We start from the raw sequence: 18,163 nt of genomic DNA on the forward strand, positions 1-18,163 counted from the left end.
AAATGAGCAGCAATCAAAACATTAAAATACGTCTTAAATCTTTTGACCATAGGTTAATTGATTCATCAACTCGTGAGATTGTCGAGACAGCAAAACGTACGGGCGCCCAAATAAGGGGCCCAATACCTTTGCCTATTCGCAAAGAAAAATTCACTGTATTGATCTCTCCGCATGTTAATAAAGATGCTCGCGATCAATATGAGTTGCGTACCCATAAACGCCTAGTTGTTATAGTGCACCCTACCGAAAAGACAGTGGATGCGCTGATGAAGCTAGATTTGGCTGCTGGGGTAGACGTGCAGATTAGCCTTGATGACGAATAGTCATCTATAGGTAAAGGTTATTAACGAGGTGTTAAAATGACGATTGGGTTATTAGGCCGTAAAATCGGCATGACACGTGTATTTACCGAGGAAGGAATTTCTATACCAGTATCAGTTATAGAAGTCTTGCCTAACCGCGTGTCTCAAATCAAAACCATGGATGCTGACGGTTATCTTGCGATTCAACTTGCTGGTGGTACAAAAAAGTCTAGCCATGTGAATAAACCTTTGACTGGCCACTTTGCTAAGGCACAAATTGATGCAGGAGACATGCTTTGCGAATTTCGTGTGGACTCTATTGAAGAGTATAGCGCTGGTCAAGTTATATCGATTGCTGATGTTTTTAATGAAGGTCAATTGGTAGACGTTGCAGCTAACTCTAAAGGTAAGGGGTTTGCTGGTACTGTCAAGCGGTACAATTTCCGCACACAGGATGCGACTCATGGAAACTCAAGGTCGCATCGTGTTGTAGGCTCCATTGGACAAAACCAAACTCCAGGCCGTGTTTTTAAAGGTAAGAAAATGGCCGGACATATGGGAAATGTTCGTTGTACTACACAAAATCTTGAGCTAGTTCGAGTTGATAAAGAGCGTAATTTGCTTTTAGTAAAGGGAGCCATTCCTGGTTGCCCTGGTGCTAGAGTTGAAGTAAGGCCCGCTGTTAAGAAAAGAGTAAGGGGCGAATAATGGAACTTATAACAGTAGATACTAACGCAAAGTTAAATGTAAATGATGAAGTGTTTGGCTATAACTACAATGAGGGTTTAATACACCAAGCTGTAGTTACTTTTATGAATAACGCACGAAGTGGTAATAGCGCACAAAAAACCCGCTCCGAGGTTCGTGGAGGCGGTAAGAAGCCATGGCGTCAGAAGGGAACTGGAAGAGCCAGAGCAGGTACTATCAGAAGCCCATTATGGCGGTCTGGTGGGGTGACATTTGCGTCAAAGAGACGAGATTATAGCCAAAAAATTAATAAAAAAATGTACAAACGTGCATTGCGTAGTATAATTTCCGAACTTCACCGCACAGGCAATCTAATTGTAGTCAGTGATTTTCAATGTCAATCGCATAAATCGAAAGATTTCATTGCTAAAATGAAAGAACTTGATTTGCAGAGTGCGTTAATAGTAATGCATGAAGTAGGAGAGCAAGAATATCTGGCTTCTCGCAACTTAATCCAATTTGATATCTGTGATGTAAGTTGTCTAGATCCTGTTAGTTTGTTGCGTTTTGAAAAAGTGCTTATCACTGAAGAAGCAATTAAAAATTTAGAGGAGCAGTTGCAATGAACGCTGAACGCCTATTGATGATATTACGCGAGCCGCATACCTCTGAAAAGTCAACAGTGATGGCTGATAAGTTTAAGCAATTTACTTTTAAAGTATTAAGCTCAGCCACAAAACAAGAGATTAAATCGGCTGTAGAGCAAATGTTTAATGTCAAAGTCAGAAGTGTGTCTGTTGTAAATGTTAAGGGCAAAAGTAAGCGTTTCAGACAGCTGAATGGTAAGCGGTCTGATTGGAAGAAGGCTTTTGTCTCTTTGCAAGAAAATTATGACATCGACTTTACCGTGACAGAATAAGGCAGATTAAGATGGCATTATTAAAATCTAAACCAACATCACCAGGCAAGCGTGGTGAGATAAAAGTTGTCCACCATCACATTCACAAGGGACAGCCTCATGCTGCACTTGTAGAGAAATTAAATAAAACCGGTGGAAGGAACAATCAAGGCCGAATTACAGTGCGTCATATTGGTGGCGGTGTTCGTGCCAAGTATCGGCTAATCGACTTCAAACGAAATAAAGATGGGATTGAAGCTAAGGTCGAGCGTATTGAATATGATCCTAACCGCTCCGCTTTGATTGCATTAATTGTTTACAAAGACGGAGAACGGCGTTACATTATTGCACCTTCTGGTTTAACTGCTGGTGATACAGTAGTAAGTGGCGAAGATTCTCCAATAAGTGTTGGGAATTGTCTTCCTTTGCGTAATATACCAGTTGGAACTACAATCCACTGCGTTGAAATGAAGCCAGGCAAAGGTGCACAACTTTTAAGAAGTGCTGGTTGTAGCGGCCAAATTGTTGCTAAAGAAGGTATTTATGCAACATTAAAATTACGCTCTGGTGAAATGCGTAAAGTATTAACTGCATGTAGGGCGGTTATTGGCGAAGTAAGTAATAGTGAACACAGCCTGCGTGCTCTTGGAAAGGCTGGTGCTAAACGTTGGCGAGGTATTAGACCTACAGTTCGTGGTGTAGCCATGAACCCAGTAGACCATCCACACGGTGGTGGTGAAGGGCGAACTTCAGGTGGACGTCATCCTGTTACTCCTTGGGGCATACCAACAAAAGGGTATAAAACTAGAAGTAACAAACGTACTGATCGTTTTATTGTCAGAAGTCGTAAGAAAAAGTAATTAGCTAAGAGGATATCAAGGTGGCACGTTCTATTAGAAAGGGTCCTTTCGTCGACCATCACTTATTAAAGAAAGTCGAAACGGCGATTGAATCTAAGTCAAAGAAACCAATTAAAACCTGGTCCAGGCGCTCAACAATTGTTCCAGAGATGATCGATCTCACAATTGCAGTTCACAATGGCAAAGATCATGTTCCAGTTTATATCACTGATAATATGGTTGGCCATAAACTGGGCGAGTTTGCCATGACTCGTACATTCAAAGGCCATTCTGGAGACAGAAAAGCCAAAGGTAAGTAAGAGGGGCAATGATGGAAGTTACAGCAAAATTAAGAAATGCACCACTGTCTGCCCAAAAGGGTAGATTAGTTGCCGATATGATTCGTAAGATGGATGTTTCTAGAGCAATCGATGTTCTGAAATTTACCCCTAAAAAGGGCGCGCAATTAATGTTGAAGGTTTTAGAGTCTGCTATTGCGAATGCAGAAAACAACAATGGCGCCGATATCGATGAATTAAAGGTTGGTGTGGTTTGTGTTGATGAGGCAGCAACTTTAAAAAGAATTAGTCCTAGAGCTAAAGGACGTGCAAATCGTATATGTAAACGCACTTGCCACATCACAATTACAGTGTCTGACGAGGAATAGCAATGGGACAAAAAGTTAACCCAATAGGTATACGATTAGGTATAACACAAGATTGGAATTCAAAATGGTATGCCAGTAAAAATTACGGGCAGCTATTGAATCAGGATATCAATCTGCGAAAAATGCTAAAGAAAAAACTTATGGCTGCTGCGGTAAGCAAGATCAGAATTGAAAGACCAGCAAATAATGCTGTAGTTACAATTCACACTGCACGTCCTGGAGTTATTATTGGCAAAAAAGGTGGCGGTATAGAGGCTCTAAGAGCAGAGATTGCCGAAAAGCTCGGTGTGCCAGTGCATTTAAATATCGAAGAAGTGCGTAAACCTGAGTTAGATTCCACTTTAGTAGCTGAAGGTATTGCACAACAGTTAGAACAGCGCGTCATGTTCCGTCGTGCAATGAAACGAGCAGTTACATCAGCGATGAAAGCTGGTGCTAAAGGAATTAAAATTTGCGTGAGTGGACGTTTAGGCGGTGCAGAAATCGCTCGAAGCGAATGGTACCGAGAAGGAAGAGTTCCTTTGCATACTTTCCGTGCGGATGTTGATTATGGTACTGCTGAAGCAAAAACCACCTATGGAATCATAGGAGTCAAAGTCTGGATTTTCAAAGGTGAAGTCCTTCCGCAGAAGAACCGCAATGTTGAAAGCGGTAAGTAAGTGAGGAATTAAATCATGTTACAGCCAAAACGTACGAAATACCGTAAACAAATGAAAGGGCGAAACCGTGGTTTAGCCCAAAAAGGATCTACAGTTTGTTTCGGTGAATTTGGTATGAAAGCCCTCGAAAGAGGTCGACTGACAGCTCGTCAAATTGAAGCAGCAAGACGGGCAATGACAAGACATATTAAGAGAGGCGGAAAGATCTGGATCAGAGTTTTCCCTGATAAACCGATAACACAAAAACCTCTCGAAGTTCGACAAGGTAAAGGTAAGGGTAGCGTTGAATACTGGGTTGCACAAATCCAACCAGGAAAGGTATTGTTTGAAATGGAAGGCGTTACCAGAGAATTAGCAATGGAAGCATTTAATCTTGCTAAGGCAAAGTTACCTTTCAAGGTTATGTTTGAAGAGCGCAAGGTGATGTGATGAATGATTATGTTAAAGAGTTAAGAAGCTTTACTCATCAGCAACTGGATGAAGAGTTACTCTCGCTGCGAAAAAAGCAATTCAATTTACGAATGAAGAAGGCAAATGGCACTCTTGATAAAACACATCAAGTTGCTCAAGTTAGGAAAGCTATTGCTCAAGTTAAAACAATTATGTCTGAGAAGGTAGGAAAGAGCGATGACTAATAGCAGCGAAACAAACGGTAGAACACTTGTAGGTAAAGTGGTCAGTGATAAAATGCAAAAAACTATCGTCGTCATGGTTGAGCGCACTGTTAGGCATCCAAAATATGGAAAGATCTTGAAGCGTAAAACCAAGCTTCAAGCTCATGATGAGAATCAAGTTTGTAAAATTGGGAATATCGTTAAGATACGTGAATCTCGACCGATCTCGAAAATGAAAAGCTGGGTTTTAGTTGAAGTGATTTCCTAAGATTCCTAAATGATTACTTTTAAAATTCCGAGAGGGCTGATATAATCAGCAGCCTTTTTCTGGTCGAATTTAGAGCTGGAGAATAGAATGATACAAATGCAGACAGTGCTCGATGTTGCAGATAACAGCGGAGCACGCAAAGTGATGTGTATCAAGGTACTTGGCGGGTCGCATAGACGTTATGCCCGCGTTGGTGATGTTATCAAAGTAAGCATTAAGGATGCGATACCACGTAGCAAAGTAAAAAAAGGCGCTGTAATGAAGGCTGTAGTGGTTAGAACAAGCCAGGGCGTACGTCGAGATGACGGGTCTCTCATCCGCTTTGATGGTAATGCTGCTGTGCTTTTGAACAACCAAAACGAACCTATTGGTACGCGTATTTTTGGGCCAGTAACTCGTGAGCTAAGAGAGCGGTTTATGAAAATCATTTCTCTGGCAGCTGAAGTATTGTGAGAAGGATTAGTTATGAAGCGCATAAGATCAGGTGATACCGTCGTTGTCATCGCCGGTAAAAGCAAAGGCCATGTTGGTAAAGTAACACGTGTTTTAGGTAAAAGAGTTGTTGTTGAAGGTGCAAATCTTATCAAGAAGCATGTGAAACCTAATCCGCAACTTGACCAAAGAGGTGGAATCATCACACGAGAAGCTCCACTAGATGCTTCTAACATTGCTATTTACAATCCGGTATCCAAAAAGGCGGATAGAGTTGGATTTAAATTTCTTGAGAAAGACGGTAAAAAGCACAAGGTTAGATACTTTAAATCAAATAATGAAGTCATTGACTTTGTCTAATTAGGTGACGGAAATGGCAAGACTTAAAGAGTTTTACAAAAAAGAAGTAGTCGACATGATGATGAAGAAATTCGGCTACAAGAGTGTTATGGAAGTACCCAAAATTCTAAAAATCACTTTGAACATGGGTGTTGGTGAGGCTGTAGGTGATAAAAAGGTCATGAATCATGCTCTTGAGGATATGACGTTGATATCAGGCCAAAAGCCCGTTGTTACTAAAGCAAAGAAATCAATTGCAGGCTTCAAAATTCGTGAGGGCTGGCCAATTGGGTGTAAAGTGACTTTAAGACGCGAACGTATGTATGAATTCTTAGACAGGCTTATAACTATTGCTTTGCCTCGAGTTCGAGATTTTCGTGGACTTAGTCCTAAGTCATTTGATGGTACCGGAAATTATAGTATGGGTATCCATGAGCAACTCGTTTTTCCAGAAATCGATTTTGATAAAACTGATGGAATTCGAGGCTTGGATATTTGTATAACGACAAGTGCAAAGACAAACGAGGAAGCAAAAGCTTTGCTAGAGGCATTTAATCTGCCTTTGAAAGACAGAGATAAACACTAGAAGGGTAAAATATTGTGGCTAAAAAATCGATGATCGCTCGTGAACGTAAGCGCACAAAATTGGTCGCGAAGTATAAAGAGCGAAGAAATGAATTAAAAGCTTTGATTAAGTCGTCCCAGGACTTTGATGTAATTATGGAAGCCCAAGCCAAATTAGCTAAGCTGCCTTTAAACTCAAACCCTGTGCGCCATTGTACACGCTGTCAACAATGTGGTCGCCCGCATGCCGTTTATCGTAAATTTGGACTTTGCAGGATTTGCCTAAGACAGCAACTGATGACAGGTAATGTCACAGGCGGTCGTAAATCCAGCTGGTAAATTTTATTCTACGGAGAATACTGTGAGTATGCATGATCCTGTAGCTGATATGTTGACGAGAATCCGCAACGGTCAGCAAGCTAAACATCGAACTGTTACCCTTAACTCATCCAAACTAAAAGAGGAAATTGCAAGGGTGCTAAAAGAAGAAGGCTATATATCAGACTATGATGTGGAGTCTTCAGAGAATAATCTTAAATCAATTACAATACATTTAAAGTATTACCATGGCAAACCCGTAATCGATCGAATTTTGCGTATAAGCCGTCCTGGTTTAAGAGTATATAAATCATCAAAAGAACTTACTCCAGTTCCAGGCTTTGGCGTAGCTATAGTATCAACCTCAAAAGGTGTAATGACGCATATAGCCGCAAAACGAAATGGTCTTGGTGGCGAAGTTCTTTGCGAAGTGGCCTAATACTTAAGAGGAATAAAATGTCTAGAGTAGCAAAAGCCCCAATACACTTGCCAGCCAATGTTGAGCTGACTGTAGGAAAAGATACTTTAACAGTGAAGGGACCAAAAGGCTCTTTGGTTCAGTCTTACAATAAGCATGTAGAGATTAGTAAGTGTAAAGAAGATAATAACAAAATTCTCTTTAAACCAGCTTCTAATGATCCAAATGCTTGGGCGCAAGCAGGAACTGTACGTGCCTTAGTTAATAATATGGTGAAGGGCGTGACCAATGGTTTTGAACTGACTTTAGAATTAGTTGGCGTTGGTTATCGTGCCCAAGCAGGCAATAAGGCTGTAACCTTATCACTAGGTTATTCACACCCTATTGAATATCGATTGCCTCAGGGTGTGACTGTAGAAACACCAAACAATACGACAATTATAATCCGAGGTATTGATAAACAGCTTTTAGGCCAAGTTGCTTCTGAGATCCGTGCTTTTAGACCGCCTGAACCATATAAGGGTAAGGGGATCAAGTATGCAGGCGAAGTAATTGCTCGTAAAGAAGCCAAAAAGAAATAAGGTGTAAATCATGAATAAACGTAATGCCCGAATTCGACGTGGTTTAAAAGCTAAAGCTATCCTGCGTCATTCAACTAGACCGAGGCTAGTTGTACACAGAAGCAGTGAACATATCTACTCTCAAATTGTTGTTCGTGGAGAAAGAGGTGATATTGTTATTGTTGCTTCATCTACTCTTGATAAAGAGCTCAGATCTTCCCTAGCAAAAACAAAAGTTGAGCAGGCTCAACAAGTCGGTAAATTACTTGGAGAAAGAGCTAAGGCCAAGGATATTATTGACGTATCTTTTGATCGTGCGGGATATAAATACCACGGCCGAGTAAAAGCTCTAGCTACTGGGGCACGTGAAGCTGGGCTGAATTTTTAAGGAACGGTTATGGCATTTGATGAATCTACAAAAACTGAAGGTTACCAAGAAAAGCTTGTATCTGTAACCCGTACAGCTAAAGTCGTTAAAGGTGGTCGAGTTTTTGGTTTTGCGGTATTAGTGGTTATCGGTGATGGCAAAGGAAAGGTTGGCTACGGCCGAGGCAAGGCACGTGAAGTCCCAATTGCCATACAAAAAGCAATGGAGCAAGCCAGAAAAAATATGACTTACATCCCTTTAGCTGGCAAAACAATCCATCACGAGATTACCTGGTCTTATGGGGCATCAAAAGTATTTATGAAACCAGCCAGTGAAGGTACTGGTATTATTGCTGGTGGTGCAATGCGTGCAGTATTAGAAGTGCTCGGTGTGCAAAATATTCTTGCTAAGAGTATTGGATCTACAAACCCAAGCAATATTGTTCGCGCCACAATTGGAGCACTGACTAATATTGGTACTCCTGATTATGTAGCTGCAAAGCGCGGCAAATCAGTTGAAGAAATAATGGCGGATTAGCAATGAGTAAAAAATTAAAAATTACTTTGGTGAAAAGTACAATTGGCCGAAAGCCTAAGCATGTCCAAATTGCAAAACAACTTGGTTTAGGTAAGTTGAATTCAAGTGTTGTTCATCAAGATAACCCTGCTATTAGAGGATTGGTCAATTCAATTTACTATATGGTACAAGTTGAGGAGTGCGCAAAATGAATTTAAATACGCTATCTCCAGACCCAGGATCTAGACAAAGTAAAAAACGCCTTGGTAGAGGTATTGGTTCTGGTCTAGGTAAAACATCTGGTAAAGGACATAAAGGTCAAAAGGCTCGCGCTGGTGGCTTCCACAAAATCAATTTTGAGGGCGGTCAAATGCCTATACAGCGCCGTTTACCAAAAATGGGATTTAAATCTCGAGTCGGTAGAACGATTGACCAAATTACGTTAGATGAATTGTCTGGCCTACAAGCAGAATCGATTGATCTAGAAGTGTTAAAAGCTTCAGGATTAGTAAATAATGCGATACGTGAAGTCAAGGTCATTCTTTCCGGTGAAATTAACGTACCAGTTAAACTTAAAGGCATTCGCGTCACTAAGGGTGCGCGCTCTGCAATTGAGAAAGCTGGCGGTAGCATTGAAGAGTGACTATGAATAACCAAAGGCAATTATCCGGCCAATCTAAAAGTGGATTGGCTGAGCTTAAATCAAGATTACTGTTTGTTGTTCTAGGAATATTAATTTATAGGTTAGGTGCACACATTCCAGTGCCTGGACTTGACCCACAAAAATTAGCTAATTTTTTTGGTGAACAACAAAATACAATTTTTGGTTTATTTAATATGTTTTCTGGTGGTGCATTGTCACGGGTAACTGTTTTTGCCATCGGAATAATGCCTTATATTTCTGCGTCTATCATCATTCAATTGTTTTCTGTTGTATCGCCAAAGCTTGAACAACTGAAAAAGGAAGGCGAGTCGGGCAGACGAAAAATAAATCAGTATACACGCTATTTAACACTTGTTTTAGCAATATTCCAGTCACTTGGTATGGCAAGGTGGTTGGCTGGCCAACAAATTGCACTGCATGCTGATGTGTTTTTCTATTTTACTGCAGTTGTTACCTTAGTTACTGGAACAATGTTTCTCATGTGGCTTGGAGAACAAATTACTGAGAAGGGAGTAGGCAACGGAATCTCATTAATTATTTTCTCTGGAATCGTGTCCAGTATGCCGAATGCAATTGCTTCGGTGCTACAACAAGTAAGGGAAGGTCAGATGCAGGCCCTAACCTTAATATTAATTGCTGTAATCGTTGTTGTTGTAACTGGGTTCGTAGTCTTTATGGAAAGAGCGCAACGGCGTATAAGAGTTAATTATGCGCAACGAACTCACGGGCGTAAGGTTTATGCAGCACAAACAAGTCATTTACCCCTGAAAATAAATATGTCTGGAGTAATTCCACCTATTTTTGCTTCCAGCATAATTTTATTGCCGGCAACTTTAGCTCAGTTCTTTGGCAGAGGAAAGGGAATGGATTGGCTTGCAGATATTGGAATGGCCTTGTCCCCGGGACAACCTCTTTATCTCATCGTTTATGCTGCAGCCATTTTGTTTTTTGCATTCTTTTATGCAGCATTAGTATTTAATCCAAAGGATACTGCGGATAACTTGAAAAAATCTGGTGCGTATATACCTGGGATTAGACCCGGCGAACAGACTACCCGATATATTGATTCGGTTATGACTCGTTTGACTTTGGTTGGTGCAATCTATCTCGTATTAGTTTGCTTGTTGCCACAAATTTTGATGTATACCTGGCACGTGCCTTTTTATTTTGGCGGAACTTCACTGCTAATCATAGTAGTTGTGATTATGGATTTTGTAGCACAAGTGCAAGCCCATCTCATGACTCAGCAGTATGATTCATTGATGAAAAAAGCCAATTTCAAAGGAACTAAACTGCCTGGTCTTTTATGATTAGTATTGGAGTTATTAATGAAAGTTAGAGCATCAGTAAAGCGACTTTGTCGAAACTGCAAAATTATTAATCGCAACGGTATTATCCGCGTTATATGTAAGGATGCACGGCATAAACAAAAGCAAGGTTAAACCTTGCTTGATTTTGGTTCATTATAATAGTATTCTTCTGTCCCTTTGTGACAGAACAAAATAACGTTCGGAGAAATTAATGGCTCGTATTGCAGGTGTTAACATACCGGATCACAAACATATCGTGATTGCATTAACGTCTATTTATGGAATTGGTAAGACAACTTCCATAAATCTATGCAAAACAGTTGGCATAGACCCGTCAACTAAAGTTTCCCAGCTATCTGAAGAACAGTTGGAATCTTTAAGGACAGAAATTGCTAAAATGACAGTTGAGGGTGATCTGCGCCGCGTAGTTACAATGAATATAAAGCGATTGATGGATCTTGGCTGTTATCGCGGTCTTAGACATCGTCGTGGGTTGCCACTGAGAGGACAACGTACGAAAACCAATGCCCGTACTCGTAAAGGTCGACGCAAAGGTAGTAACTAATTTATATGTAGGAAATTGAGATGGCTATATCTAAGTCAAAGCAGCAAAAAACAAGAAAGAAGGTAAAACGTGTTGTCTCAGATGGGATTGTTCACGTACACGCATCGTTTAACAATACTATTGTGACCTTTACAGATCGTCAGGGTAACGCACTTTGCTGGGCAACTGCAGGTGGTTCAGGATTCCGTGGATCTCGAAAGAGCACACCTTATGCCGCGCAAATTGCTACCGAAAGAGCATCAGCAGTGGCTAAAGAGTATGGTATGAAATCAGTTGCTGTTTTTGTGCATGGTCCTGGACCAGGACGCGAATCTTCCATTCGCGAATTGATATCACAGGATTTTAAGATTGTTGAAATAACCGATGTGACTGGCATACCTCACAATGGTTGTAAGCCACCTAAAAAACGTCGTGTATAAGATTCAGGAGTTTATTAATGGCTAGATACCTTGGTCCAAAATGTAAATTATCGCGCAGAGAAGCTACGGACCTCTATTTAAAAAGTGGCGTGCGTGATTATAAATCTAAATGTAAGGCTGAAAAACAACCTGGTCAACATGGCGATAAGCGCCCACGATTGAGCGATTATGGTATTCAATTGCGTGAAAAGCAGAAAATTCGAAGACTTTACGGCGTCTTGGAAAAGCAATTTAGCAATTACTATAAAAAAGCTGCAAGGCAAAAGGGTTCTACAGGTGAGAATTTGATGATTCTACTTGAAAAACGGCTTGATAATGTTGTCTACCGAATGGGATTTGCTTGTACACGTGCTGAGGCTAGACAATTGGTCGTTCACAAAGCTATTCTGGTTAATGATCAAGTAGTTAATATACCTTCTTTTTTAGTTAAACCTGGCGATGTTATTTCTGTTCGTCAAAGGGCAAAGGGGCAAGGTAGAGTTCAAGCTGCAATAGCTCTTTCAGAACAGCGCGCCCCCTGTGATTGGTTAACCGTTGATTCAAGTTCTTTAAAGGGCACCTTTACATCTGTGCCAACACTAAATGACTTATCAGCTTTATATAACGTCAATTTAGTTGTAGAACTTTACTCTAAGTAAGCTCGGAGAAATAGCCGAATGTATACTGAAATAAATGAAATGCTTACCCCGTCTGTACTCAAAGTACATTCTGAGTCACCATATCACTCGCGTATTGTTCTTGAACCATTAGAGCGCGGTTATGGTCACACTCTCGGCAATGCATTGAGACGAATACTTTTGTCGTCTATGCCGGGTTGTGCTATTACAGAAGTAGCAATTGATGGTGTTCTGCATGAGTACAGCACTATCGAAGGTGTACAGGAGGATGTTGTTGATATTCTCTTAAACCTCAAGCAAGTTGCCATTAAATTAACTACTGGTCGGGAGGCAATTCTAACCCTGAGTAAAGAGGGGCCTTGCCAAGTCACTGCTGGTGATATTCAGTTGACTCATGGCCAGGAAATTGTTAATCCTGAACTGGTTATTGCAACTCTCAATGAAAACGGAAAGTTAAACATGACTTTAAAAGTTGAACGAGGAGTTGGCTTTCATTCAACAGATTCGTTTATCCGTTCCTATGAAGATGAGATAGAGTATAAGTCAGTTGGCAAATTAAAAATTGATAATACTTTTTCACCTGTGAAAAAGGTTGCTTATTTTGTTGATAGTGCTCGCGTTGAAAATCGTACTGACCTAGATAAGCTTACTATTGATTTACAGACAAACGGAACCTTAGATCCAGAGGAAGCAATTCGTATCTCTGCTTCTATTCTTCAGCGCCAATTGCATGCGTTTGTTGACATGAAGTTTGAAGAATCTCGTACCGATAATAAAGAACGAGTCGATTTCGATCCTATTCTATTGAGGCCTGTAGATGATTTAGAACTAACCGTTCGTTCAGCAAATTGTTTGAAAGCCGAAAATATTTACTATATCGGCGATTTAGTTCAAAAAACAGAAAACGAATTGTTAAAGACACCAAATTTAGGTAAAAAATCATTAACCGAGATCAAAGATGTATTGGCTTCACGTTCTTTGTCTTTGGGGATGAAGCTTGAGAATTGGCCGCCAGCTAATCTTGGCGAGTAATATTAGGAGTTTTAATCATGCGTCATCGTAATACCGGCCGAAAATTGAGCCGTACAAGCAGCCATCGCAAGGCAATGTTTTCAAACATGTGCTCTTCCCTCATTGAGCACGAGTTGATCAAAACAACTCTACCCAAAGCGAAAGAGCTACGTCGTTATATTGAGCCTTTGATCACCGTCAGCAAATCTGATTCAGTTGCTTCACGACGATACGTGTTCGACAGATTGCGCTCAAAAAGTGCCGTGGGCAAATTGTTTACTGTTTTAGGCCCTCGTTACAATGAGCGTCCAGGTGGATATGTCAGAGTTTTAAAATGTGGCTATCGCGCTGGTGATAATGCCCCGATGGCAATTATTGAACTTGTAGATAGGCCGGTGGCAGAGGAGAATTCTGCCGAAGAGTAGCTATAATAGAGTTTATCGCTCTTTAGTAAGGTGGTTAATCTACATGTGCTTCTCTTCTCGACGTTTACAAGCTTTATTTCTTATTATTCCCGCCTAAGCGGGAATTTTTTTATTCGCTTATTCAATGACGCAACATAAAATATAGTGACTCTCACGTGCTTCTTTAAATCATGATACGTTTTTCTGCGCGCTCGATATCCTCCTTAATTAGTTCATTTCTTTTGCTTTTGACGACAATTTCTTATGCTCAAGACAATCTGTCATTTAAGCTTTTTATTTCCAATAACACTGCCAAAATGCAAATGAGAGAGGCTTACACTCGATTAACCAGCTCCCTACAAGAAAAATTGAAAAATGGAATTATCGATGTCTTACAAAAAAATCAAGTTGAACAAGGTAAATTTAAAACTATTCTTGGTGTGTATCAAATGAGAAATACACAAGCAGTAACAGCAGATAATGGTGTGCTTTTTTCTGGCCATATGTTGGGCGAGAAGATGATTTTTGCTTTGTCCAAGTATTTAGCAAAAAAATTTAATCAAGAAAGCATCGCAATATTTATCCGGGCGGATGAGGCTCCCATAGGGGATACCATCTTGGTTTTTGCGCTTCCGCCAACGATTACTGAAGCCGTTAGTCTAATTCAAAAAAAGTTGCCTTCTACTTACGGTAAGGCTTTTTCTATCCACTTAAGCAATACGCATACTGGTTTTGCTTCAACAAGGGTAACTGCAGTTGAATGGCTAGGCCAGAAAACTGATGTGGGTCTGATTAGAAAAGCTTTTCCCAAGGATACTGTCATCCCACGTCATGGAAAAGCCTTTTTAGCCTATCAAGATGGTTCAAAAAGTAGATTATAGCAACTGACTTAACATGGCAGTTGCTGCTTATCGATAATGCGTTAGTCGGAAATAACCACTTGGGGACATTAAAACGGAATATCATCATCCAATTCATCAAAAGCGTCTTGTGGTGAAAGAGCTGCTTGTGGTTTACGGGAATTTGGTTGGTGTTGTGTTTGAGGTGAAGAAGGCATATCTTCATAATTAACGGAACCACCAGTTTTGCTGTCCAGCATTTGGATATCAGACGCAACAATTTCAGTTGTATAACGATCTTGCCCCTGTTGATCTTGCCATTTACGAGTACGCAGACTGCCTTCAACATACAATTTTGAACCTTTGCGGATGTATTCGCCGGCAATTTCGCCTAACCGATTGAAACAGACCACACGATGCCATTCAGTACGCTCTTGTTTTTCTCCAGTTTGCTTATCCTTCCATGTTTCACTAGTAGCTACTGATAAGGTGGTTACCGCGTTGCCATTCGGCATATATCTTACATCTGGGTCAACGCCGACATTTCCTACCAAGATAACTTTATTGATCCCACGAGCCATTTTTATTCTCCTGCGTGCGAAAGTTAGAGCAGGATTATAACGAGGGTGGGGTGACAATTCTATATCTTGACCTTAATCCAACAGTAATTTCGTAAGGTTAGTACAACCTAAGTAGATTGATCGGTTTCTTGTAAAATTTGTTCAGCACTACCAGGTTGATAATTAGCTTTATCGATTCGTACATAAATGACCTTTTCTTCTTCGGCAATAAAAACATCTTTGATTCCAACTAGGGCTTTTAATTGTTTGATTAAAGCTGTTTCATTTTTTATTGCCGAAGGGTAGCTTAAAATTAAAGTGGAGAGGTAAGCCTCGGGTTTCATAAAGAAAGCAATGACAAGCCATATTAGACTAATTACCGCATTACATAAGAAGACACCCCTGTTTCCGGTATATTGATATAACAAGCCTGCTGTTAAGCCACCCATAAAGATGCCTAAAAATTGACTACTGGAATAAACCCCCATGGCAGTGCCTTTTGTAGTTGGTCCGGCTTGTTTTGAAACAAGAGAGGGAAGGATCGCTTCGAGAACATTAAATGCAACGAAATACAAAAACATCAAACCACAAAATAATAACCAATATTGATTAGCTAAGACGAGGGATAGTTGGGCAAGGCTAGTTATTAAAACAGACAATATAAAAATCAATTTCATCTGCTGTTTTTTTTCTGCTAAAAGAATAAACGGCAACATTAGCAGGAAAGAGAAAAGCATTAGTGGAAGGTAAAAATACCATTGCTCGGTTAGATTTCCTTGCTTAATTTGTTGCTGCAAGAGCATAGGGATCACATAGAATGTGGCGGTTAAAATAAAGTGCTGGAAGAAAATGCCGAAGTTTAAACGCTGTAGGTGTTTATTAAGAATAACGGTTATAAAAAGAGAAGATTTAACTTCACTATCAATGTGAAAACACTCTTTTTGTGGAGTAGGGATTACTGCATGCACAAAAAAAAGGCCGAGTAGAGCTAAGGCAGTGGTTAAATAAAAAATACCAGCTAAACCGTAATGGCTTGTCAGTGCTGGGCTAACTACCATGGCTAGGCTAAAAGATAAGCCAATAGTCATACCAATTACTGCCATGGCTTTCGTGCGCTGCTCATCGGGGGTAAGATCAGCAAGCAATGCAATTAAGACACTGCCGATAGCTCCCATTCCTTGTAATGTTCGTGCAAGAATCATCGTATAAATAGAGTGACTCAATGCGCCGATTAAGCTGCCAAAAATAAAAAAGAGTAAACCTATAGTTAGTATTGGTTTTCTGCCAAAGCGATCGGACAGTATACCCATGGGCATCTGCAAAATACCTTGGCTTAGACCATAACTTCCTAAGGCTAAGCCAATAAGAGTAGGTGTTGCTCCCTGAAGATGAGTTGCAAAAACAGTAAATACAGGGATTAACATGAATAATCCCAGCATACGGAAGGAGAAAATGGCAGCGATCGGCAAGACGCTATTTAACCAAGGATGCTTCATCAACAGTGTTATGTCTTTGTACGGTTTGCAAATGGTACAAAGTTAGTAGCTTTGATACAAGGATATATGCATTTTTCATGATAGTTCTTACTACAAAGCGAAGCGATTTAGTTTATAGCCAGGGCGTTGATTCTATTAATTTAGAGTTTGACACTTGATCAGCAAGTTAATTGACAGAGTCCACAATTCACTGTAGTTTGAGGCATTTTTAATCGAGAGGATAATTGCATGGCTTCGCAGTTTGCTAATAAAGTTGCCCTGATTACTGGCGGGGCGCGTGGAATCGGAAAGGCAACGGCACTCAAATTCGCGCAATGTGGAGCTGATATAGCCATTGTTTATTACAACAGTTCTGATGAAGCGCAAGCATTGATAGATGAAATACAAAGATTAGGCAGCAAAGCGGTGGCAATTCAAGCTAATGTTGCTGATCAGCAATCGGTTAAAGAAATGTATGGAGTCTTTCGCGAACATTTTAACCATTTAGATTTTCTAATTAGTAATGCTGCCAGCGGGGTATTAAAACCAGCCTTAAAAATGTCGACTAAACACTGGCGCTGGTGTATGGAAACAAATGCTTTGGCATTAAATCATTTAGTTTCCGAAGGATTAACACTGATGAATCGGGGCGGACGAGTGATCGCGTTATCGAGCTTAGGCGCACATAGAGCGATTCCTAACTATGGTTTTATCGGTGCTTCAAAAGCAGCATTAGAAGCTTTAGTGCGTTCGTTGAGCCTTGAATTGGCAGAGTACGGTATAACAGTCAACACGGTCTCTGCTGGGGTTGTGGACACGGATGCTTTAAAACACTTTCCTAATCGAGAGCAATTACTCGATGAGTACCAGGGGCATTCCCTCGCAGCTCGCCCATTATCAACACAAGATGTAGCCAACGCCGTTTATTTATTGTGTTTACCCGAAGCAGAAATGATCAACGCGCATACCTTATTTGTTGATGCAGGTTATAGCCGAGTGGGATGAAAACGTAGCAATTGTCTTGAGTTTGGATCAAGACAGTTGCTCAAGAGTTGATTTTGATTATTTTTGAATTTCAGCAATTAATAACGACAACAATTCTGAGAGCATGATTTGGCATGCTTTTGCTTTTTCAATGTCATAAGTAAAAGGAAAAGATTCAGCCATGTAATTAAGCTGAGTAAATTCCAATTGGATTGCCTCGATGTTTTCAACAGGATTACCATAATGCCGCGTAATGTATCCGCCTTTAAAGCGTCCATTAAGGGCAGTGGAATAAGCCGTATTTTGGCAATAAGCAGCCACTTTATCAACCAAGGCTTTATTGGCTGATTGGCCATCTGCCGTACCCAGATTAATGCTGGGTAGGATGCCTTCAAATAATGTGGGAACTTGTGAACGGATTGAATGAGCGTCAAATAGGATAACACGGCCCTTAGTTTTCAACTCATGAATTAGGGATCGCAGTTTATTATGATAAGGAAGCCAATACCTAGTGATGCGATTTTGTATTTCCTCTTCAGTTGGCTCCATCCCCTTTTGGTAAATGGGATTGCCGTCAAATAAAGTTGTTGGGCATAAAGCTGTAGTGAATTTCCCTGGATAGAGTGATTGCCCAGTAGGCGGGCGGTTAAGATCGATGACATAGCGAGAGTGAGTCGCTACTAAGACATGAATGCCCATTTCCTTTGCGAAACTATAAAGCGCCTCTAAATGCCAATCTGTATCAGGAAGTTGTTTAGCAGGTGCACGAAAACGTTGCAATAGATCGTTTGGTACATAAGTGCCTGTGTGAGGGATGCTCAATATAACAGGCACGGTTCCTGGTATATATTTGTATAATTCCATCTA

Annotated in this window: 33 protein-coding genes; 30 read left to right on the top strand and 3 right to left on the bottom strand. The window is 40.5% G+C overall.

Features of this window, described 5'->3' with window-relative positions:
* The first annotated feature begins 2 nt into the window (after positions 1-2).
* The 29 genes from rpsJ to LMI_RS02155 all read left to right on the top strand — a co-directional run bounded on the left by rpsJ (position 3) and on the right by LMI_RS02155 (position 14,319).
* Positions 3-323 (top strand): 30S ribosomal protein S10, encoded by a 321-nt coding sequence (gene rpsJ, locus LMI_RS02020; RefSeq protein ID WP_045098308.1) that lies wholly within the window; start codon positions 3-5, stop codon positions 321-323.
* Positions 324-359: 36 nt separating this feature from the next.
* Positions 360-1,010 (top strand): 50S ribosomal protein L3, encoded by a 651-nt coding sequence (rplC, locus tag LMI_RS02025; RefSeq protein ID WP_045098309.1) that lies wholly within the window; start codon positions 360-362, stop codon positions 1,008-1,010.
* Positions 1,010-1,615, top strand: coding sequence for a 50S ribosomal protein L4 (rplD, locus tag LMI_RS02030; protein ID WP_045098310.1), 606 nt, complete (start codon positions 1,010-1,012; stop codon positions 1,613-1,615). Before rplC ends, rplD begins: the two co-directional genes overlap by 1 nt.
* Positions 1,612-1,908, top strand: a complete 297-nt coding sequence (gene rplW / locus LMI_RS02035) for a 50S ribosomal protein L23 (RefSeq protein WP_045098311.1) — start codon at positions 1,612-1,614, stop codon at positions 1,906-1,908. The genes rplD and rplW overlap by 4 nt, the downstream gene beginning before the upstream one ends.
* An 11-nt stretch (positions 1,909-1,919) precedes the next feature.
* Positions 1,920-2,747 carry a 50S ribosomal protein L2 gene (rplB, locus tag LMI_RS02040; RefSeq protein ID WP_045098312.1) on the top strand — a complete coding sequence of 276 codons (828 nt, stop codon included), beginning with the start codon at positions 1,920-1,922 and terminating at the stop codon, positions 2,745-2,747.
* 20 nt (positions 2,748-2,767) lie between these two features.
* Positions 2,768-3,046 (top strand): 30S ribosomal protein S19, encoded by a 279-nt coding sequence (gene rpsS, locus LMI_RS02045; protein WP_045098313.1) that lies wholly within the window; start codon positions 2,768-2,770, stop codon positions 3,044-3,046.
* Between the two features lie 11 nt (positions 3,047-3,057).
* Positions 3,058-3,393, top strand: coding sequence for a 50S ribosomal protein L22 (gene rplV / locus LMI_RS02050; RefSeq protein WP_045098314.1), 336 nt, complete (start codon positions 3,058-3,060; stop codon positions 3,391-3,393).
* A 2-nt stretch (positions 3,394-3,395) separates the two neighbouring features.
* Positions 3,396-4,052, top strand: coding sequence for a 30S ribosomal protein S3 (gene rpsC, locus LMI_RS02055; RefSeq protein WP_045098315.1), 657 nt, complete (start codon positions 3,396-3,398; stop codon positions 4,050-4,052).
* 15 nt (positions 4,053-4,067) lie between these two features.
* The gene (gene rplP / locus LMI_RS02060; RefSeq protein ID WP_045098316.1) at positions 4,068-4,481 is read left to right on the top strand and encodes a 50S ribosomal protein L16; all 414 of its coding nucleotides are present in this window, start codon (positions 4,068-4,070) and stop codon (positions 4,479-4,481) included.
* Complete coding sequence (rpmC, locus tag LMI_RS02065; RefSeq protein ID WP_045098317.1) at positions 4,481-4,687, top strand: 50S ribosomal protein L29; 207 nt, start codon at positions 4,481-4,483, stop codon at positions 4,685-4,687. The genes rplP and rpmC overlap by 1 nt, the downstream gene beginning before the upstream one ends.
* Complete coding sequence (rpsQ, locus tag LMI_RS02070) at positions 4,680-4,934, top strand: 30S ribosomal protein S17 (protein WP_045098318.1); 255 nt, start codon at positions 4,680-4,682, stop codon at positions 4,932-4,934. The genes rpmC and rpsQ overlap by 8 nt, the downstream gene beginning before the upstream one ends.
* Positions 4,935-5,021: 87 nt before the next feature.
* Positions 5,022-5,387, top strand: coding sequence for a 50S ribosomal protein L14 (gene rplN / locus LMI_RS02075; RefSeq protein WP_028388517.1), 366 nt, complete (start codon positions 5,022-5,024; stop codon positions 5,385-5,387).
* A gap of 12 nt (positions 5,388-5,399) precedes the next feature.
* Positions 5,400-5,726, top strand: a complete 327-nt coding sequence (rplX, locus tag LMI_RS02080) for a 50S ribosomal protein L24 (protein ID WP_045098319.1) — start codon at positions 5,400-5,402, stop codon at positions 5,724-5,726.
* Between the two features lie 13 nt (positions 5,727-5,739).
* A complete protein-coding gene (gene rplE / locus LMI_RS02085; protein ID WP_045098320.1) occupies positions 5,740-6,291 on the top strand; it encodes a 50S ribosomal protein L5 in 552 nt (183 codons plus the stop codon).
* A gap of 14 nt (positions 6,292-6,305) precedes the next feature.
* Entirely contained in the window at positions 6,306-6,608 is a 303-nt protein-coding gene (gene rpsN, locus LMI_RS02090; RefSeq protein ID WP_045098321.1) for a 30S ribosomal protein S14, read from the top strand.
* Between the two features lie 28 nt (positions 6,609-6,636).
* Positions 6,637-7,026 carry a 30S ribosomal protein S8 gene (gene rpsH, locus LMI_RS02095; RefSeq protein WP_217423716.1) on the top strand — a complete coding sequence of 130 codons (390 nt, stop codon included), beginning with the start codon at positions 6,637-6,639 and terminating at the stop codon, positions 7,024-7,026.
* Positions 7,027-7,043: 17 nt separating this feature from the next.
* Complete coding sequence (rplF, locus tag LMI_RS02100; protein WP_045098323.1) at positions 7,044-7,586, top strand: 50S ribosomal protein L6; 543 nt, start codon at positions 7,044-7,046, stop codon at positions 7,584-7,586.
* A 10-nt stretch (positions 7,587-7,596) separates the two neighbouring features.
* The gene (rplR, locus tag LMI_RS02105) at positions 7,597-7,953 is read left to right on the top strand and encodes a 50S ribosomal protein L18 (RefSeq protein WP_045098324.1); all 357 of its coding nucleotides are present in this window, start codon (positions 7,597-7,599) and stop codon (positions 7,951-7,953) included.
* Between the two features lie 9 nt (positions 7,954-7,962).
* Entirely contained in the window at positions 7,963-8,469 is a 507-nt protein-coding gene (gene rpsE / locus LMI_RS02110) for a 30S ribosomal protein S5 (RefSeq protein WP_045098325.1), read from the top strand.
* 2 nt (positions 8,470-8,471) lie between these two features.
* Positions 8,472-8,660 carry a 50S ribosomal protein L30 gene (rpmD, locus tag LMI_RS02115; RefSeq protein WP_045098326.1) on the top strand — a complete coding sequence of 63 codons (189 nt, stop codon included), beginning with the start codon at positions 8,472-8,474 and terminating at the stop codon, positions 8,658-8,660.
* Positions 8,657-9,091 carry a 50S ribosomal protein L15 gene (gene rplO / locus LMI_RS02120; protein ID WP_045098327.1) on the top strand — a complete coding sequence of 145 codons (435 nt, stop codon included), beginning with the start codon at positions 8,657-8,659 and terminating at the stop codon, positions 9,089-9,091. The genes rpmD and rplO overlap by 4 nt, the downstream gene beginning before the upstream one ends.
* Before the next feature lie 2 nt (positions 9,092-9,093).
* A complete protein-coding gene (gene secY, locus LMI_RS02125; protein ID WP_045098328.1) occupies positions 9,094-10,422 on the top strand; it encodes a preprotein translocase subunit SecY in 1,329 nt (442 codons plus the stop codon).
* A gap of 18 nt (positions 10,423-10,440) precedes the next feature.
* Positions 10,441-10,554 (top strand): 50S ribosomal protein L36, encoded by a 114-nt coding sequence (gene rpmJ / locus LMI_RS15030; protein WP_074454232.1) that lies wholly within the window; start codon positions 10,441-10,443, stop codon positions 10,552-10,554.
* Between the two features lie 79 nt (positions 10,555-10,633).
* Positions 10,634-10,987 carry a 30S ribosomal protein S13 gene (rpsM, locus tag LMI_RS02130; protein ID WP_045098329.1) on the top strand — a complete coding sequence of 118 codons (354 nt, stop codon included), beginning with the start codon at positions 10,634-10,636 and terminating at the stop codon, positions 10,985-10,987.
* 20 nt (positions 10,988-11,007) lie between these two features.
* Positions 11,008-11,406, top strand: a complete 399-nt coding sequence (gene rpsK, locus LMI_RS02135; RefSeq protein WP_045098330.1) for a 30S ribosomal protein S11 — start codon at positions 11,008-11,010, stop codon at positions 11,404-11,406.
* A gap of 17 nt (positions 11,407-11,423) precedes the next feature.
* Complete coding sequence (rpsD, locus tag LMI_RS02140) at positions 11,424-12,044, top strand: 30S ribosomal protein S4 (RefSeq protein WP_045098331.1); 621 nt, start codon at positions 11,424-11,426, stop codon at positions 12,042-12,044.
* Between the two features lie 18 nt (positions 12,045-12,062).
* Positions 12,063-13,055, top strand: coding sequence for a DNA-directed RNA polymerase subunit alpha (locus tag LMI_RS02145; protein ID WP_045098332.1), 993 nt, complete (start codon positions 12,063-12,065; stop codon positions 13,053-13,055).
* Between the two features lie 17 nt (positions 13,056-13,072).
* Positions 13,073-13,459: a 50S ribosomal protein L17 gene (rplQ, locus tag LMI_RS02150; protein WP_045098333.1), complete on the top strand. Its 387-nt coding sequence runs from the start codon at positions 13,073-13,075 to the stop codon at positions 13,457-13,459.
* A gap of 170 nt (positions 13,460-13,629) precedes the next feature.
* Positions 13,630-14,319: a hypothetical protein gene (locus LMI_RS02155; protein WP_045098334.1), complete on the top strand. Its 690-nt coding sequence runs from the start codon at positions 13,630-13,632 to the stop codon at positions 14,317-14,319.
* A 68-nt stretch (positions 14,320-14,387) separates the two neighbouring features.
* Here the strand turns inward: LMI_RS02155 and ssb are convergent, their stop codons facing one another.
* Both ssb and LMI_RS02165 read right to left on the bottom strand, forming a co-directional pair.
* The gene (ssb, locus tag LMI_RS02160; protein WP_045098335.1) at positions 14,388-14,858 is read right to left on the bottom strand and encodes a single-stranded DNA-binding protein; all 471 of its coding nucleotides are present in this window, start codon (positions 14,856-14,858) and stop codon (positions 14,388-14,390) included.
* A 107-nt stretch (positions 14,859-14,965) separates the two neighbouring features.
* The gene (locus LMI_RS02165; protein ID WP_231852274.1) at positions 14,966-16,276 is read right to left on the bottom strand and encodes an MFS transporter; all 1,311 of its coding nucleotides are present in this window, start codon (positions 16,274-16,276) and stop codon (positions 14,966-14,968) included.
* 285 nt (positions 16,277-16,561) lie between these two features.
* On the opposite strand from LMI_RS02165, the gene fabL reads away from it, so the two are divergent.
* Positions 16,562-17,317, top strand: coding sequence for an enoyl-[acyl-carrier-protein] reductase FabL (gene fabL, locus LMI_RS02170; protein ID WP_045098337.1), 756 nt, complete (start codon positions 16,562-16,564; stop codon positions 17,315-17,317).
* A 57-nt stretch (positions 17,318-17,374) separates the two neighbouring features.
* On the opposite strand, the gene hutG is transcribed toward fabL, so the two are convergent.
* Positions 17,375-18,160 carry an N-formylglutamate deformylase gene (gene hutG, locus LMI_RS02175; protein WP_045098338.1) on the bottom strand — a complete coding sequence of 262 codons (786 nt, stop codon included), beginning with the start codon at positions 18,158-18,160 and terminating at the stop codon, positions 17,375-17,377.
* Between the last annotated feature and the right edge of the window lie 3 nt (positions 18,161-18,163).

The organism is Legionella micdadei, from assembly GCF_000953635.1.
In the GTDB taxonomy this organism is placed as follows: Bacteria; Pseudomonadota; Gammaproteobacteria; order Legionellales; family Legionellaceae; genus Tatlockia; species Tatlockia micdadei.